Source organism: Ruegeria sp. YTSC325, from assembly GCF_059609525.1.
Map to the genome: position 1 here is coordinate 98,632 of NZ_JBXWLY010000008.1, position 14,464 is coordinate 113,095.

Genomic DNA, 14,464 nt, shown 5'->3' on the forward strand with positions numbered 1-14,464 from the left:
AACGCACGGCTTGCCTTGGGATACCCCCTGGCCAAGTCGCCGCTACCTTGACAAAACGGGCATCAAAATATGCAACGCGCTTACATTCCCGGCATTCTTGCCATGGCCGCCATCGTCGTGGCCTCGAACATTCTGGTCCAGTTCCTGATCTTTGACGGGCTGTTGACCTGGGGTGCTTTCACCTATCCGCTGGCCTTTCTGGTCACAGACATCATGAACCGCGTCTACGGCGTGGCCACGGCCCGCAAGGTCGTGTTCGCAGGTTTCATCACCGGTATCATCTGCTCGCTGATCGGCAGCCAGATCATGCTGCAGGGCGACGGGTTCACCTATGCCGCCGTGCCGCTGCGCATCGCCGTGGCCTCGGGCACCGCGTTCCTGATCGCGCAGCTGACCGACGTCACCGTGTTCAATGCAATGCGCGGAGGCCGCTGGTGGCGCGCGCCGCTGGTCTCGACCCTGGTCGGATCGGCGCTGGATACGGCGCTGTTCTTCACCATCGCGTTCTCGGCCTCGATCACCGTGTTTGGCGCCAATGCCGACGCCGCGATCAACTGGGCGTGGGAGCCGGTACCCTTCATGCTGACCGGTCCAATGGCCCCCCTGTGGGTGACGTTGGCTTTCGCGGATTGGCTGGTGAAACTGTCGCTGGCCATGATCGCGCTAATCCCGTTCAAAGTGATCGTCTCGCGCCTGACCGCACAGCCTGCGTAAAAAAACGTTTGGAGATTGGCGCATCTTGTGTCACCATCCTTATCAACCGCAACAGATAGATAAGGAGGTGATCCAGTGTCGAGAAAGAGATTGGAGAGAGGTGTCGGAACAACCGGGGGGATCGCCTGTTAGGGCAGCCCTTGGCGGAGCGCTCGCTCCGGCTGGTCGATTGATCTAACCGACCCAACCTCCTGAACTTTCGAAGGGCTGTCCCGCCGGGGCGGCCCTTTTTGTTTTGTGCTCGGGCAGTTAAGGTCGCGCCTATGTTGCGCATCACCGACGATATCATTCTGCAAGACTGGGAAATGACCGAAAGCTTTGTGCGGTCCTCCGGTCCCGGCGGGCAGAACGTGAACAAGGTCTCAACTGCCGTTGAGCTGCGGTTCGAAGCTGCGCGGTCTCCGTCGCTGCCTGATCCGGTGAAAAACCGGCTGAAAAAGCTGGCCGGGCGACGCTGGACTAAAGAGGGCGCGATCATCATCCAGTGCGAGGAAACCCGCAGCCAGGCCCGCAACCGCGAGTTGGCCCGTGCCCGTCTGGCCGAGCTGATCGCCCGCGCACTGATCAAGCCCAAACGACGGGTTGCGACCAAGCCCACCTATGGCTCGGTCAAACGGCGGCTGGCGGCGAAAAAAGCGCGCGGAGACGTCAAGGCGCTGCGTGGGCGGGTCAGCGAAGATTGAACTGGCAGTTTCACCACGCCTTGCTAGTCTGACCTCCAAACGGGAGGGCAAGACCATGAGGCTTAAGGGCAAAACCGCAATCGTAACCGGCGGCGCGTCGGGTTTTGGTGCCGGTATCGTCGAGCGGTTCCTGGCAGAAGGCGCACGGGTCATGATCGCCGATATCAATGGCGATGCGGCACAAGCATTGGCGAAACAGCACGAAAACGCCACCGCCCAAACGGTCGATGTGGCCAACTCCGCCTCGGTTCAGGCCATGGCAGATGCGGCCAGCGATGCTTTCGGCCCCGTCGATATTCTTGTCAATAATGCGGGCGTCACCCATCTGCCAACCCCGCTCGAGGACGTGTCCGAAGATGATTTCGATCGTGTCTTCAACGTGAATATGAAATCCGTCTACCTGACAGCGCGCGCTTTTGTTCCGCAGATGAAGGCGCGCGGAGCGGGTGCAATCCTGAACGTGGCCTCGACGGCGGGCCTGTCACCGCGCCCGAACCTGAACTGGTACAACGCTTCGAAAGGTTGGATGATCACCGCCACCAAAACCATGGCCGTCGAACTTGCCCCATCAGGCGTCCGCGTCAACGCCATCTGTCCCGTGGCGGGCGAAACTCCGCTGCTGAAATCCTTCATGGGCGAGGACACCCCCGAAATCCGCGCCAAATTTCTGTCCACCATCCCGCTGGGTCGCTTCTCAACCCCGCAGGATATGGCGAACGCCGCCCTGTTCTTGTGCTCGGACGAGGCCAGCATGATCACCGGCACAGCTTTGGAAGTCGACGGTGGCCGCTGTATCTGATCCGCTCTTCATCTGGCCAAAAATACCTCCGCCGGAGGCAGCGCGCTTGCGCGCTTCCCCTCCCCACAGGATCACCTAGAAATGACGCCCGGACCGAAAAACCTGATCACCGATATCCCCGGCCTGCGCGTCGGCAACGCGCAAGACGGCGCGTTGAAATCCGGCACAACAGTGCTGACGGCGGACGCGCCCTTTACCGCCTCGGTACATGTGATGGGCGGTGCGCCTGGGACACGGGAAACCGACCTGCTGGCCCCGGACAAATCGGTGCAGCGGGTGGATGCGATTACCCTCTCTGGCGGTTCGGCCTTTGGGTTGGACGCCTGTTCAGGCGTCTCGGACGCCTTGCGCGCGGAAGGCAGGGGCTTTGCCGTCGGCCCCGCCATCGTCCCCATCGTTCCCGGAGCCATCTTGTTCGATCTGCTGAACGGGGGTGATAAGACATGGACCGAGAACCCTTATCGCGCATTGGGCCGCACCGCGTTCGAGAACGCAGCCTCTGATTTCGCTCTGGGCACAGCGGGCGCAGGCACAGGAGCTTTGGCCGCCCGACATAAAGGCGGGCTGGGTTCTGCCTCGGTGGTGCTGGAAAACGGTGTCACTGTCGGCGCATTGGTAGCCGCCAACCCGCTTGGCAGTGTCACCACAGCCAGCGACCGTCATTTCTGGGCCGCCCCGTTCGAACTGGGCGGCGAATTCGGCGGTTTAGGGCCTGATCCGACCGCGGGGCTTGGACAGCCCGCGCCCAGCCTCAAGGCGCAGGTCATGCACCCGGCAGCACCTGACAAGGGCAATACAACCATCGCCATTGTCGCCACGGATGCAACCCTATCGAAGCCGCAATGTCAGCGGTTGGCGGTTGCGGCTCATGACGGCATCGCCCGTGCGATCCTGCCCGCCCACACGCCCGGAGATGGCGATCTGGTCTTTGGAGTCAGCACCTGTGCGCGACCCCTGACGTCGCATGCGGATCTGGCGCTGATCGGCCACACGGCCTCGATCTGCCTTGCACGGGCCATTGCCCGCACCGTCTATCTGGCCACACCCGAGGTGGGCGATCTGCTGCCATGTTGGTCACAGAAGCACGACTTTGGTTAAGGACGACTAAAGTCGGGTTGTGACACTGTGTCGTTGCGCGGCAATCTGCGCGTTGACTCTTTTCTGTGCCGGCGTTCCATTCGGTGCAGCCAATATGTATCGGAGCAAAAGCCATGAATCGCATTCTCGCGACTGCAATTGTCGGCCTTCTGGCCCTTCCTGCCTATGCTGAAGGTGACGCAGAAGCTGGCAAGAAAGCCTTCAACAAGTGCAAATCCTGCCACATGATCGCTGATCCGGATGGCGAAGTGATCGTCAAAGGTGGCAAGACCGGCCCGAACCTGTACGGTATCGCGGGCCGCACTGCTGGCACGGTTGAAGACTTCAAATACGGTGACAGCATCGTGGCCGCAGGTGAAAACGGTCTGGTCTGGGATGAGACAACCTTTGTCGAGTACTCTCAGGACCCCAAAGCCTTCCTGAAAACCTATCTGGATGATACAGCGGCCAAGTCGAAAATGACCTTCCGGCTGAAATCCGGCGGTGAAGACGTCTATGCCTATATCGTAAGTGTTTCGGGCGAATAATATCTGACACCGATCTCCTGAGATTCATCGAAAGGCCGCAGTCCCCCTGCGGCCTTTCGTGCGATTGATATGAGTGCTCAACATCGCCACCTTGGAAATACGCAGCCGAACGAGTCCGACCTGTCCGTCGGGCAGGCAGCAGGAGTTGAAAGATGGGAATCATGATCCCGGCCTGGGTCGATGGCGAGTTGACCCCCGTGGACAAGCTTGAAGCGCATGAAAAGGGTTTGCGGCACAAGGCGGTGTCGGTCTTTGTCGTGCGAGGCACCGAGATTTTGCTGCAACGCCGGGCGATGGGCAAATACCACACGCCGGGCCTGTGGGCGAATACCTGCTGCACCCATCCTGACTGGGGTGAGACGCCCTCGGAATGCGCGGTGCGCCGCCTGCGCGAAGAGTTGGGGATTGCCGGGCTTTATCCAGAGTATCGCCACCGGCTGGAATACCACGCTGATGTGGGCAATTCGATGATCGAGCATGAGGTGGTGGACGTGTTCCTCGCCCATGTACGTGGGCCATTGCAGATCGAACCGAACCCAGATGAGGTGATGGATATCCGCTGGATCGACTATCACGACCTTCTGGCCGAGGTGCAGCGCCACCCCGCGCGATTCACGCCCTGGCTCAAGATTTATCTGCACAACCACGCCGACACGATTTTCGGCCCCGACCTGATCATCTCGGCCAAGACCTGAGGGCTTGCAAGGCCGCCCCAAGCCGCCTAAATCAACGCGTCATGGCCAAGCAAAAGCAGAAGACCGACCCGAATTACAAAGTCATCGCCGAAAACCGGCGGGCCCGCTTCGATTACGCGATCGAAGAGGATATAGAGTGCGGCATCATGCTGGAAGGCTCCGAGGTCAAATCCCTGCGCGCAGGTGGCTCGAACATTGCCGAAAGCTATGCCTCGGTCGACGACGGTGAGCTGTGGCTGATCAACAGCTATATCGCCCCGTATGAGCAGGCGAAAGTCTTCAAACACGAAGAACGCCGCCGTCGCAAGTTGTTGGTTTCGCGGAAAGAATTGTCGAGTCTGTGGAACGCTACTCAGCGCAAGGGCATGACGCTGGTGCCGCTGGTTTTGTATTTCAACCACAAGGGCCGGGCCAAGCTGAAGATTGGAATCGCCAAGGGTAAGAAACTGCACGACAAGCGTGAGACGCAAGCCAAACGCGACTGGTCACGTCAGAAACAGCGGCTGATGAAGGATCACAGCTGATCCTTCACCGGATTCAGAACGCCATCGCGGCCGACACGGCCCGTTTCCAACGGTCATAGGCGGCGTCGCGGTCCTCTTGCGACATCTCTGGTTTAAACCGGCGATCCAGCGCCCATGTTTCCGAAAACCCTTGCTGATCGGGATAGACCCCCGCGCGCATTCCGGCCAGCCACGCCGCACCCAGAGCAGTTGTTTCCTGCATCACCGGACGGTCAACTTCGGCCCCCAGATAGTCCGACAAACCCTGCATCGCCCAATCCGAGGCGCTGGCGCCACCGTCGACGCGCAGCGTCACATCGGTATCCGCGCCCCAGTCGCCCTGCATGGCGTGCCACAGATCGCGGGTCTGGTAGGCGATGCTTTCCAAGGTGGCTTTGGCGAACTCGGCCCGACCTGAGTTGCGGGTCAGACCAAACACTGCGCCCCGGCAGTCAGGTTTCCAGTAAGGCGCGCCCAGCCCGGTAAAAGCGGGCACCAGCACGACATGCTGATTAGGGTCTGCTTGTTGCGCCAATTCTCCGCTTTCGGGGGCCGTTTCGATGATTTGCAACGCATCACGCAGCCATTGCACCGCGGCCCCGGCGACAAAGATCGAGCCCTCCAACGCATAGGTCCGTTTGCCGTCCAGCTGGTAGGCGATGGTAGTCAGCAGGCGGTTTTTCGACTCAACCGGTTTGTCGCCCGTGTTCAGCAGCGCGAAACAGCCCGTGCCATAGGTGGATTTCATCATCCCCGGCTGAAAACACGCCTGCCCAATGGTGGCAGCCTGTTGGTCGCCCGCCACGCCCAAAATGGGGATATTCCCCCCTAATAGAGTCGTTTCCCCGAAGTCCGAGGCACAATCATGGACCTGCGGCAGCATATTCATCGGCACGTCCAGCAGATCACAGATCTCCGTGCTCCATTCGCCTTTGTGGATGTCGAACAACAGGGTGCGGGCGGCGTTTGTGGCGTCTGTGGCGTGGCTGCGGCCTTCGGTTAGACGCGAGATCAGGAAGCTGTCGATGGTGCCGAACAGCAGCTCTCCGGCTTCGGCCTTTTCGCGCGCGCCGGGGACGGTATCCAGCAGCCATTTCACCTTGGTGCCCGAGAAATATGGGTCCAGCAGCAAACCGGTCTGGGCCGTCACGTCGTCCTCACACCCTGCTTGTTTATAGCGGGCGCAAATATCGGCGGTGCGGCGGTCCTGCCAGACGATGGCGTTGTGGATCGGTTTCCCGGTGGCGCGATCCCAGACCACGGTGGTTTCACGCTGGTTGGTGATGCCGATACCGGCGATTTGGTCGGGGGTGACGCCATTGGTTTCCATCGCCTCACGGCAGACCCGCAAAACGCTGTCCCAGATTTCCTCGGGGTCGTGTTCGACCCAGCCTTCCTGCGGGAAATGCTGGGTGAATTCGTGCTGTGCGGTGCCCGCACGCTGCATTTCAGCGTCAAACAGAATGGCCCGCGATGATGTGGTGCCCTGATCAATAGCGAGAATATAGGTCATGCCCCGCGCCCCCCTCCGGTATTGGTTTTGCAGGACTTTAGCGCAAACAATAGCGCGGGTGCCAGAGCGTTCAGACCGGAATATTGTCGATCAGTCGCACGCCATCTGCCCAAGCGGCCACAAACAGCCGGGCGGGGCGGTCGGCATGAGTCAGCGGCTCTAAGCTGTCAGCGCAGCGCAGTTGGATATATTCGACCTGCGTGAACCCTGCGGCCAGCAGACCGGTCTGCGCTTGCGCAGCCAGAACGTCAAAGGCAGTGCCATCTTTCAAAGCGGAGGCCAGTTCGGTCATGATCCGGTGTTTGTGGGCAGCAACCTCCAACCCCTCGGGCGACAGACGCAGGTTGCGCGAGGACATCGCCAGCCCCGAGCGTTCGCGGACGGTGGGGCAGCCGATCACCTCGATCGGGATATCCAGATCGCGGGCCATACGGCGCACGACCATCAGCTGTTGATAGTCTTTTTCCCCGAAATAGGCTCTGTCTGCCTGTGTCTGCAGGAACAGTTTCGCAACCACGGTGGCAACGCCGTCAAAATGTCCGGGGCGGAATTCACCCTCCATCACATTGGTCAGGCCAGTGACGGACACAGTGGTGGCAAAGCCCTGCGGATAGATCTCATCCGGGTCGGGCACATAGATCGCATCCACGTCAAAGGGGGCCAGTTTCTGCGCATCGTCATGTTCCGTGCGCGGATAATTGGCCAAGTCCTCAGGGTTGTTGAACTGCTTGGGGTTCACAAAGATCGTGACAATGACGCGGTCGGCCCCCACCTTGGCGGCCTGAACCAGCGACAGATGCCCCTGATGCAGCGCGCCCATGGTGGGGACCACGCCAATGACCTCACCCTTGCGGTGCCATTCTGTCGTCAACGCGCGCAGATCGGCAAGGCGGCGCAGGATGGGGGCTGTCATGTCTTTGGTCCTTTGGACGGGGCCTGATCGGCAAAGACATGTTCGTCCGCCGGAAAGCTGCGGGCGCGCACTTCGGCGGCGTATTCGGCGATGGCGGCCTCGGCCAGCGGGCCAAGTTCGGCATAACGTTTGACGAATTTCGGTTTGAAGGCGGTGAAAAAGCCCACCATGTCGTCGACTACAAGGATTTGCCCGTCACAGCCAGCCGAGGCGCCGATGCCAATGGTGGGGATCGCAACGTCGGCCGTGATGCGGTCGGCCAGACCTTGCGGAACTTTCTCTAACACGACCGAAAACGCGCCTGCGCCTGCGACGGCGTGGGCGTCGGCCAGAACCGCCTCGGCCTGATCATCGCGGCCCTGTACCTTGTAGCCGCCCAGCGTGTTGATCGACTGTGGGGTCAGGCCGATATGGGCCATCACCGGAATGCCGCGCTTGACCAGAAAGCGGATGGTCTCGGCCATCTCGACCCCACCCTCCAGTTTGACGGCCCCCGCGCCGGTTTCAGCCATCAGTCGCGCTGCGTTGCGGAACGCGTCGGCAGGCGAGTGTTCATAGCTGCCAAAGGGCATGTCGATGACCATCATCGCATTGCTCAGTCCGCGGGCGACGGCTTGACCGTGCATCACCATCATCTCCATCGTCACGCCCAACGTCGATTCCAGTCCGTGCAGGACCATGCCGACGCTGTCGCCGACAAGAACGAAGTCGCAATGGTCGTCCATCAATCGGGCCATCGGCGTCGTGTAGGCGGTCAGCGAGACCAGAGGCTCGCCCCCTTTGCGCGCCCGAATATCTTCGGCGTTGGGGGCTTTTTTGCGGGCGGTGGCGCTCATGATCGCTCCTCCGGGGTTTATGTTGCAGCGCGGCATAGCAGATTGCGGCACCGCATAGAAACCCCGGTTGCGCGAACATTTCCTTGATTGACTGTAGGTTTATGGGAAGATTGGTCTGACAATAGCCCGAAAAAACACGCGGCTGCATATTTCAGTGGGGAGTGATTTTCATGACAAAGCAGAGATTTCGGTCCTTTGCGTCCGCTTTGGCCGTCGGTGCCAGCTTGTTCGCAGGCGAGGCATTGGCCAAATCAGATATTACCATTGCGATGCAGCTTGAGCCGCCGCATCTGGACCCGACAAGCGCCGCCGCGCAAGCCATCGATTCGGTGGTCTATACCAATATCTTCGAAGGGCTGACCCGTTTTATGGGGGACGGCTCGGTCGTGCCCGGTCTTGCGGAAAGTTGGGAGATCTCGGAAGACGGGACGATCTATACGTTCAAGCTACGCGAAGGTGTGACGTTCCACGATGGATCGACCATGGATGCCGAGGACGTCAAGTTCAGCCTTGACCGCGCCCGCGCCGAAGACAGCGCGAATGCGCAGAAAGCTCTGTTCGCCGGGATCGACAGCGTCGAGGTCATGGACCCGCTGACCGTCAAGGTCACTTTGTCCGCGCCGAATGGGAATTTCCTGTTCAATATGGCTTGGGGCGACGCAGTGATTGTCGCGCCTGAGAGTATCGACAACATCAAGACCAACCCGGTCGGAACCGGGGCCTATACCTTTGGCAACTGGGTGCAGGGCGACAGCATCACGGTGAATCGCAACCCGAACTATTGGGGCGATCAGCCCAGCCTTGAGACAGCAACGTTCAAGTTCATCTCGGACCCCACCGCAGCCTTTGCCGCGATGATGGCCGAGGATGTGGACGTGTTCGACAACTTCCCGGCGCCCGAGAACCTGCCGCAATTCGAGGCCGACCCCCGTTTTCAAGTGTTGGTCGGTTCGACCGAGGGCGAAACGATCCTGTCCACCAACAATAAGAAAGCACCATTCGACGACATAAGGGTGCGGCAGGCTATGGCCCATGCGATCGACCGTCAGGCAATTATCGACGGCGCGATGTTTGGCTATGGAACCCCCATCGGCACCCATTTCGCGCCGCACAATCCGGCCTATGTCGATCTGACCGGCAATTCGGCCTATAACCCCGAGAAAGCTGCGCAGCTTCTGGCTGATGCTGGCTATGCCGACGGGTTCGAGACCACGCTGCATCTACCGCCCCCCTCATACGCCCGTCGCGGCGGTGAGATCATCGCCGCGCAGCTGGCGGAGGTTGGGATCAAAGCCGAGATCATCAATGTTGAATGGGCGCAATGGTTGGAATCGGTGTTCAAGGGCAAGGATTTCGGCCTGACTATCGTCAGCCACACCGAGCCGATGGATATCGGCATCTATGCGCGGCCCGACTATTACTTCCAATATGACAGCAGCGATTTTCAAGCGTTGATGAAACTTCTGAACGAGACCACGGACCCTGATGAGCGCAAGAACCTGTTGGGCGATGCGCAACGCCTGATAGCCACCGATTTCGTCAATGGCTACCTGTTCCAGCTGGCCAAGCTGGGTGTTGCCAAAGCCGGTGTGCAGGGCCTGTGGGAGAACGCGCCCACAGCTGCCATCGATCTGACGCAGATCAGTTGGTCTGAATGACCGGAACTGGGGTCGCATTTTGCGGCCGCAGTTTTTCAAGGGTCGGGGTGAACGGTATCATGACGTCTTTTCGTGTTCTTTTGCTATGCGTGTTAACGCTGTGCGGGCTGGCCTCGATGGCCGGTGCGCAAAATGCGCTGAGCACCCGGTTGGACGCACTGGCTGGCACCCCTGAAAATCCGCTGAATGTGGGCGTCGGGATCAGGATCGACCAGATCACCGGCGTTGATCAAAAAGCGGAAAACTATGGGGCGGTGGCGGTTTTGCGGTTCGAATGGACGGACCCTCTGCTGGCGTTTGACGCAGCGCAGACGGGGCGGGACATTCGGGTCTTCAACCCGTCTGACTTGGCGGACCACGCGGCCGAGATTGGCGCCGTCATGCCCGCTTTCGTGATCCACAATCAGCAATCCAACAAATGGATACACGAGGCCGCCGCCTCGGTGCGCAGTGACGGGCGAGTGGTTTACGTCGAGAAATCCTCGCTCACCTTGCAGGCACCTCACTTCGATTTCCGTAAGTACCCGTTCGACACGCAGGATTTCTATTTCGAGGTCGTTTCAGTCTTTCCCGCGGATTACGTGACGTATTACCCGCTGGAAGACTACTCGGGTCTGGGCGATCTGCTGGGCGAGGAAGAATGGGTTCTGGGCAATGCGCGAATGGTGAAAACTCAGGTTCAGGGTCTGTCGGGGAAAGATAGCGATCAGTTGGCGCTGGCCTTTCAGGGCAGCAGGCATCAAACCTACTACATGATCCGGGTGTTCATGCCCATGCTGGTACTCGTTGCTGTTGGCTGGGCGCTGTTCTTTCTGGACGAATACCGCAAACGGATCGAGATTGCGGGCGGCAACCTGCTGGTCTTCGTTGCTTTCAACTGGGCGATTTCTGCTGATCTGCCCAAGCTGGGCTATCTGACCTTTCTGGATTTCGTTCTGCAATGGATGTTCCTGATGACCGGGGCGCTGATTGTGTTCAATGTCGCCTTGCGCAGACTCAAGGTCGCCGGGCGCGAAGACACGGCGCGCAAGCTGGACAATTACGCGGTTAAGTGGATCTATCCTCTGGGCTATGCCGCGATCGTCGGCTACGCGGTTTCTGCTTATTTGCTGATACCTTAGACGCTGGACCAACGACACCTGTGACCCTAACGTGCGATCTATGCTGCGCTACGCTTTCAAACGCCTGATATCGCTGATGATCAGCTTGGCCGTTGCCTCGGTCGTGATCTTCGCGGTGATCGAGGTCGCGCCGGGCGATCCAGCGTCTTTCATGCTGGGCGTAAACGCGCAAGAGGACACACTGGCCGCGTTGCGGGCCGAGCTGGGCTTGGATGGCTCAAAGCTCGAGCGCTACTTCAACTGGGTCGGCGGAATGCTGGTGGGTGATTTCGGTACTTCTTATACCTATCGCACGCCGGTCTCCCAAATGATCGCCGACCGTATGTGGGTGTCCCTGCCGCTGGCGCTATACGCGCTGACCCTGTCGACGCTGATCGCGTTTCCCGCCGGGATTTATGCTGCTGCGCGTCGGGGCAAGCCTGGCGATCTGACCGTAATGGGGGCGACGCAGCTGGGCATCGCGGTACCTAATTTCTGGTTTGCTATGATGCTGGTGCTGATCTTTGCCATCAACCTGCGCTGGTTCAACGCCGGAGGGTTCGCTGGCTGGGATCAGGGGCTTTGGACCGGGCTGCATTCGTTGACTCTGCCCGCCATCGCGCTGGCCTTGCCGCAAGCCGCGATCCTTGCACGGGTCATGCGGTCTTCTCTGCTGGATATTCTGGGCGAGGATTTCATGCGTACCGCCCGCGCCAAGGGTCTGTCGCGCCGTCAGGCCCTGTGGCGGCACGGCGTTCGCAACGCGCTGATTCCTGTGCTGACCATCATTGGGCTGCAGTTTTCATTCCTGCTGGCCGGATCGATCATCATCGAACAGGTCTTTTACCTGCCCGGCCTTGGGCGCTTGGTGTTTCAGGCGATCTCGGCCCGTGATCTGATTGTGGTGGAATCGGTTGTCATGTTGCTGGTCTTTGCCGTCATCACCGTGAATTTCCTGGTCGATCTGGCCTATGCCGCCGTCGATCCCCGCCTCAGGAGCCGGACATGAGCCGCAACCTGATCCTTGGCGCCCTGCTGTCCTCGCTGGTTCTGCTGGCGGCTTTGGTGTCCTTTGTCTGGACACCTTACGACCACGCCGCGTTGGATATTCCCGGCAAGCTAAAGACGCCAAGCGTACAGAACTGGTTCGGGACGGATTATTTCGGCCGCGACATGTTTTCGATGATTATGGTCGGTGCGCGCACGTCGATTGCGGTTGCTCTGGTTGCCGTGGGGATCGGTATGGCGCTGGGCGTGCCGCTTGGCCTGACAGCGGCGGCGCGCAAGGGATCTTGGCTGGATGAGGTGATCATGCGCGGCAATGATCTGGTCTTTGCCTTCCCATCGCTGGTCATTGCGATCCTGATCACAGCCGTATTCGGTGCCGGGGCCATAAACGCCATCATCGCCATCGGCATCTTCAACATCCCTGTCTTCGCCCGCATCACCCGTGGCGCGGCGCTTTCCCTGTGGGAGCGTGAGTTCATCCTAGCCGCCCGTGTCTCGGGCAAGGGTGCTGCGCGCATATCAGCGGAACATATCCTGCCCAATGTCGCCAATCTGTTGATCGTGCAGGGGACCATTCAGTTCAGTCTTGGGATTTTAGCCGAGGCGGGCCTGTCTTACGTCGGACTTGGTGCGCAACCGCCTACGCCCAGCTGGGGCCGAATGCTGGCCGATGCGCAGACAATGGTCAGTTTTGCCCCGCATTTGGCTCTGATTCCAGGGCTGGCGATCATTGTCACGGTGCTGGGTCTGAACCTGCTGGGCGACGGGCTGCGCGATTGGCTGGACCCTCGGATCAGGGTGGCGCGCGCATGAGTTTGCTTGAGGTCGAAAACCTGTCGCTGTCCATCCACGGGGCGCCGATCCTGAAACAGGTCAACCTGTCCATTGATCCCGGACAGATCGTCGCTGTGACAGGTGAAAGCGGCTCGGGCAAGTCGATGACCGCTTTGGCCGTGATGCAACTGTTGCCCAACGGGGCGCAGACGCAGGGCGAGATCCGGCTGGAAGGGCGCGACGTGCTGACCACTCCCGAAGCCGAGATGTGTGCCCTGCGCGGGGCCGCAATCGGGATGGTGTTTCAGGAGCCGATGACAGCCCTGAACCCGGTGAAGACCATCGGCGATCAGGTCATGGAAACGATCCTGATCCATAAGGCTATGCCTGCCACGCAGGCTCTGGACCGCGCAAAGGAAGTGTTGCGCCGCGTGGGCCTTCCCCCGGACCGCTTTCCCCTGTCTCGCTATCCGCATGAGCTGTCAGGCGGACAACGCCAGCGCGTTGTCATTGCCATGGCTATTGCCTTGCGGCCCAAGCTGCTGATCGCGGATGAGCCGACAACGGCGCTGGACGTGACCACGCAGGCACAAATCCTCGATCTGCTGAAAGGGTTGGTTCGCGAATATGGCATGGGTCTGCTGATGATCACCCATGATCTGGCCGTGGTCGCTGACATGGCAGACCAGATCGTCGTGATGCGGCACGGTGAGGTCGTGGAAGCCGGTTCCACCGACGATCTGCTGCGCAACATGCAGCACCCTTATACCCGTATGCTGTTTGAGGCCTCGGATCATCAGGTAGCCTTGCCCGACACAGCGGGGGATCGCCCGTTGTTAGAGGTCACTCAGGTCGTCCGCGACTATCGCTTGCTGCGCAAGGGTCTGTTCGACAAGCCGGGCCATCACCGCGCGGTGAACCAGGTCAGCTTTACGCTCAATCGTGGTGAACGGCTGGGTTTGGTAGGTGAGTCTGGATGTGGAAAATCGACCCTAACACGGGCTATTCTGGGCTTGGAAGAGGTACAAGCGGGGGAAATCCGTCTGGATGGTGCACTCGTTTTCACGGGCCACAAGCCAAACCCTGCGGTGCGCCGTAAAATGCAGGTGGTGTTTCAGGACCCCTATGGCAGCTTCAACCCCCGCCACAAAGTCGCGCGTTTGATCACCGAACCGTTTCATTTGCTGGACACGCCGCCCACAGGGACCGAGCGGCAGGACCGGATCGCAGAAATGCTGACCGCCGTGGGCCTCAGCCCCGATGATGCGGGGAAATACATCCACGAATTTTCGGGCGGGCAGCGTCAGCGTATCGCCATTGCCCGTGCCTTGATCATCCGCCCCGAATTGATTCTGTTTGATGAAGCGGTCTCGGCCCTCGATGTTTCAGTTCGTGCGCAAATCCTGGATCTGCTGGCCGAGCTGTGCGCGACCTATGACCTGACCTATCTGTTCATCAGCCACGACCTGAGCGTGGTGCGCACGATCACTGATCGGGTGATGGTCATGCAGGCGGGCAAGATCGTGGAACAAGGCGAGACTGAGCAGGTCTTTGCCAATCCGCAGCACGCCTATACCCGCACCCTGATCGACGCCGCGCCGGTGCTGCCTGATATCGGAGCGCTTGTTGGCTGAAATGTATGA

At 60.0% G+C, this 14,464-nt stretch carries 15 protein-coding genes; 12 read left to right on the forward strand and 3 right to left on the reverse strand.

All coding sequences use genetic code 11. The features are described from left to right. The first annotated feature begins 69 nt into the window (after window positions 1–69). The 7 genes from AC2FF7_RS13065 to smpB all read left to right on the forward strand — a co-directional run bounded on the left by AC2FF7_RS13065 (window position 70) and on the right by smpB (window position 5,040). On the forward strand, window positions 70–714 hold the full coding sequence (locus AC2FF7_RS13065; protein ID WP_170755180.1) for a queuosine precursor transporter: 645 nt from the start codon (window positions 70–72) through the stop codon (window positions 712–714). A gap of 263 nt (window positions 715–977) precedes the next feature. Further along, window positions 978–1,397: an alternative ribosome rescue aminoacyl-tRNA hydrolase ArfB gene (gene arfB, locus AC2FF7_RS13070; RefSeq protein ID WP_480869086.1), complete on the forward strand. Its 420-nt coding sequence runs from the start codon at window positions 978–980 to the stop codon at window positions 1,395–1,397. A 55-nt stretch (window positions 1,398–1,452) separates the two neighbouring features. After that, window positions 1,453–2,196 carry an SDR family oxidoreductase gene (locus tag AC2FF7_RS13075; protein ID WP_496905761.1) on the forward strand — a complete coding sequence of 248 codons (744 nt, stop codon included), beginning with the start codon at window positions 1,453–1,455 and terminating at the stop codon, window positions 2,194–2,196. An 81-nt stretch (window positions 2,197–2,277) separates the two neighbouring features. Next, window positions 2,278–3,294 (forward strand): P1 family peptidase, encoded by a 1,017-nt coding sequence (locus AC2FF7_RS13080; RefSeq protein WP_480869088.1) that lies wholly within the window; start codon window positions 2,278–2,280, stop codon window positions 3,292–3,294. Between the two features lie 113 nt (window positions 3,295–3,407). Beyond that, on the forward strand, window positions 3,408–3,821 hold the full coding sequence (locus tag AC2FF7_RS13085; protein WP_170755183.1) for a c-type cytochrome: 414 nt from the start codon (window positions 3,408–3,410) through the stop codon (window positions 3,819–3,821). Between the two features lie 152 nt (window positions 3,822–3,973). Further along, window positions 3,974–4,516, forward strand: a complete 543-nt coding sequence (idi, locus tag AC2FF7_RS13090) for an isopentenyl-diphosphate Delta-isomerase (RefSeq protein ID WP_480869089.1) — start codon at window positions 3,974–3,976, stop codon at window positions 4,514–4,516. Between the two features lie 41 nt (window positions 4,517–4,557). Continuing rightward, entirely contained in the window at window positions 4,558–5,040 is a 483-nt protein-coding gene (gene smpB / locus AC2FF7_RS13095) for an SsrA-binding protein SmpB (RefSeq protein WP_170755184.1), read from the forward strand. A 13-nt stretch (window positions 5,041–5,053) separates the two neighbouring features. Here smpB and glpK read toward each other — a convergent pair whose 3' ends face one another. The 3 genes from glpK to panB all read right to left on the reverse strand — a co-directional run bounded on the left by glpK (window position 5,054) and on the right by panB (window position 8,281). Further along, entirely contained in the window at window positions 5,054–6,532 is a 1,479-nt protein-coding gene (gene glpK, locus AC2FF7_RS13100; RefSeq protein WP_496905762.1) for a glycerol kinase GlpK, read from the reverse strand. A gap of 70 nt (window positions 6,533–6,602) precedes the next feature. Further along, window positions 6,603–7,445: a pantoate--beta-alanine ligase gene (gene panC / locus AC2FF7_RS13105; protein WP_496905763.1), complete on the reverse strand. Its 843-nt coding sequence runs from the start codon at window positions 7,443–7,445 to the stop codon at window positions 6,603–6,605. Then, window positions 7,442–8,281: a 3-methyl-2-oxobutanoate hydroxymethyltransferase gene (gene panB / locus AC2FF7_RS13110; protein ID WP_480869092.1), complete on the reverse strand. Its 840-nt coding sequence runs from the start codon at window positions 8,279–8,281 to the stop codon at window positions 7,442–7,444. The genes panC and panB overlap by 4 nt, the downstream gene beginning before the upstream one ends. Before the next feature lie 170 nt (window positions 8,282–8,451). Here panB and AC2FF7_RS13115 point away from each other — a divergent pair, with 170 nt between their 5' ends. From AC2FF7_RS13115 to AC2FF7_RS13135, 5 genes are read left to right on the forward strand one after another with little or no spacing between them, the layout of a single operon-like run. Next, complete coding sequence (locus AC2FF7_RS13115; protein ID WP_496905764.1) at window positions 8,452–9,939, forward strand: ABC transporter substrate-binding protein; 1,488 nt, start codon at window positions 8,452–8,454, stop codon at window positions 9,937–9,939. A 59-nt stretch (window positions 9,940–9,998) separates the two neighbouring features. Next, window positions 9,999–11,060, forward strand: coding sequence for a ligand-gated ion channel (locus AC2FF7_RS13120; RefSeq protein WP_496905765.1), 1,062 nt, complete (start codon window positions 9,999–10,001; stop codon window positions 11,058–11,060). A 40-nt stretch (window positions 11,061–11,100) separates the two neighbouring features. Next, a complete protein-coding gene (locus tag AC2FF7_RS13125) occupies window positions 11,101–12,048 on the forward strand; it encodes an ABC transporter permease (RefSeq protein WP_480869094.1) in 948 nt (315 codons plus the stop codon). Further along, complete coding sequence (locus AC2FF7_RS13130) at window positions 12,045–12,860, forward strand: ABC transporter permease (protein WP_496905766.1); 816 nt, start codon at window positions 12,045–12,047, stop codon at window positions 12,858–12,860. Before AC2FF7_RS13125 ends, AC2FF7_RS13130 begins: the two co-directional genes overlap by 4 nt. After that, window positions 12,857–14,455: an ABC transporter ATP-binding protein gene (locus tag AC2FF7_RS13135; RefSeq protein WP_496905767.1), complete on the forward strand. Its 1,599-nt coding sequence runs from the start codon at window positions 12,857–12,859 to the stop codon at window positions 14,453–14,455. The genes AC2FF7_RS13130 and AC2FF7_RS13135 overlap by 4 nt, the downstream gene beginning before the upstream one ends. Window positions 14,456–14,464: the final 9 nt, after the last annotated feature.

Bases quoted from the DNA above. Each gene is read 5' to 3' on its own strand.
- glpK (WP_496905762.1), bottom strand. From the start codon at position 6,532: ATGACCTATATTCTCGCTATTGATCAGGGCACCACATCATCGCGGGCC.
- AC2FF7_RS13075 (WP_496905761.1), top strand. From the start codon at position 1,453: ATGAGGCTTAAGGGCAAAACCGCAATCGTAACCGGCGGCGCGTCGGGT.
- panB (WP_480869092.1), bottom strand. From the start codon at position 8,281: ATGAGCGCCACCGCCCGCAAAAAAGCCCCCAACGCCGAAGATATTCGG.
- arfB (WP_480869086.1), top strand. From the start codon at position 978: ATGTTGCGCATCACCGACGATATCATTCTGCAAGACTGGGAAATGACC.
- AC2FF7_RS13085 (WP_170755183.1), top strand. From the start codon at position 3,408: ATGAATCGCATTCTCGCGACTGCAATTGTCGGCCTTCTGGCCCTTCCT.
- smpB (WP_170755184.1), top strand. From the start codon at position 4,558: ATGGCCAAGCAAAAGCAGAAGACCGACCCGAATTACAAAGTCATCGCC.
- AC2FF7_RS13065 (WP_170755180.1), top strand. From the start codon at position 70: ATGCAACGCGCTTACATTCCCGGCATTCTTGCCATGGCCGCCATCGTC.
- panC (WP_496905763.1), bottom strand. From the start codon at position 7,445: ATGACAGCCCCCATCCTGCGCCGCCTTGCCGATCTGCGCGCGTTGACG.
- AC2FF7_RS13130 (WP_496905766.1), top strand. From the start codon at position 12,045: ATGAGCCGCAACCTGATCCTTGGCGCCCTGCTGTCCTCGCTGGTTCTG.
- AC2FF7_RS13125 (WP_480869094.1), top strand. From the start codon at position 11,101: ATGCTGCGCTACGCTTTCAAACGCCTGATATCGCTGATGATCAGCTTG.
- idi (WP_480869089.1), top strand. From the start codon at position 3,974: ATGGGAATCATGATCCCGGCCTGGGTCGATGGCGAGTTGACCCCCGTG.
- AC2FF7_RS13120 (WP_496905765.1), top strand. From the start codon at position 9,999: ATGACGTCTTTTCGTGTTCTTTTGCTATGCGTGTTAACGCTGTGCGGG.
- AC2FF7_RS13080 (WP_480869088.1), top strand. From the start codon at position 2,278: ATGACGCCCGGACCGAAAAACCTGATCACCGATATCCCCGGCCTGCGC.
- AC2FF7_RS13115 (WP_496905764.1), top strand. From the start codon at position 8,452: ATGACAAAGCAGAGATTTCGGTCCTTTGCGTCCGCTTTGGCCGTCGGT.
- AC2FF7_RS13135 (WP_496905767.1), top strand. From the start codon at position 12,857: ATGAGTTTGCTTGAGGTCGAAAACCTGTCGCTGTCCATCCACGGGGCG.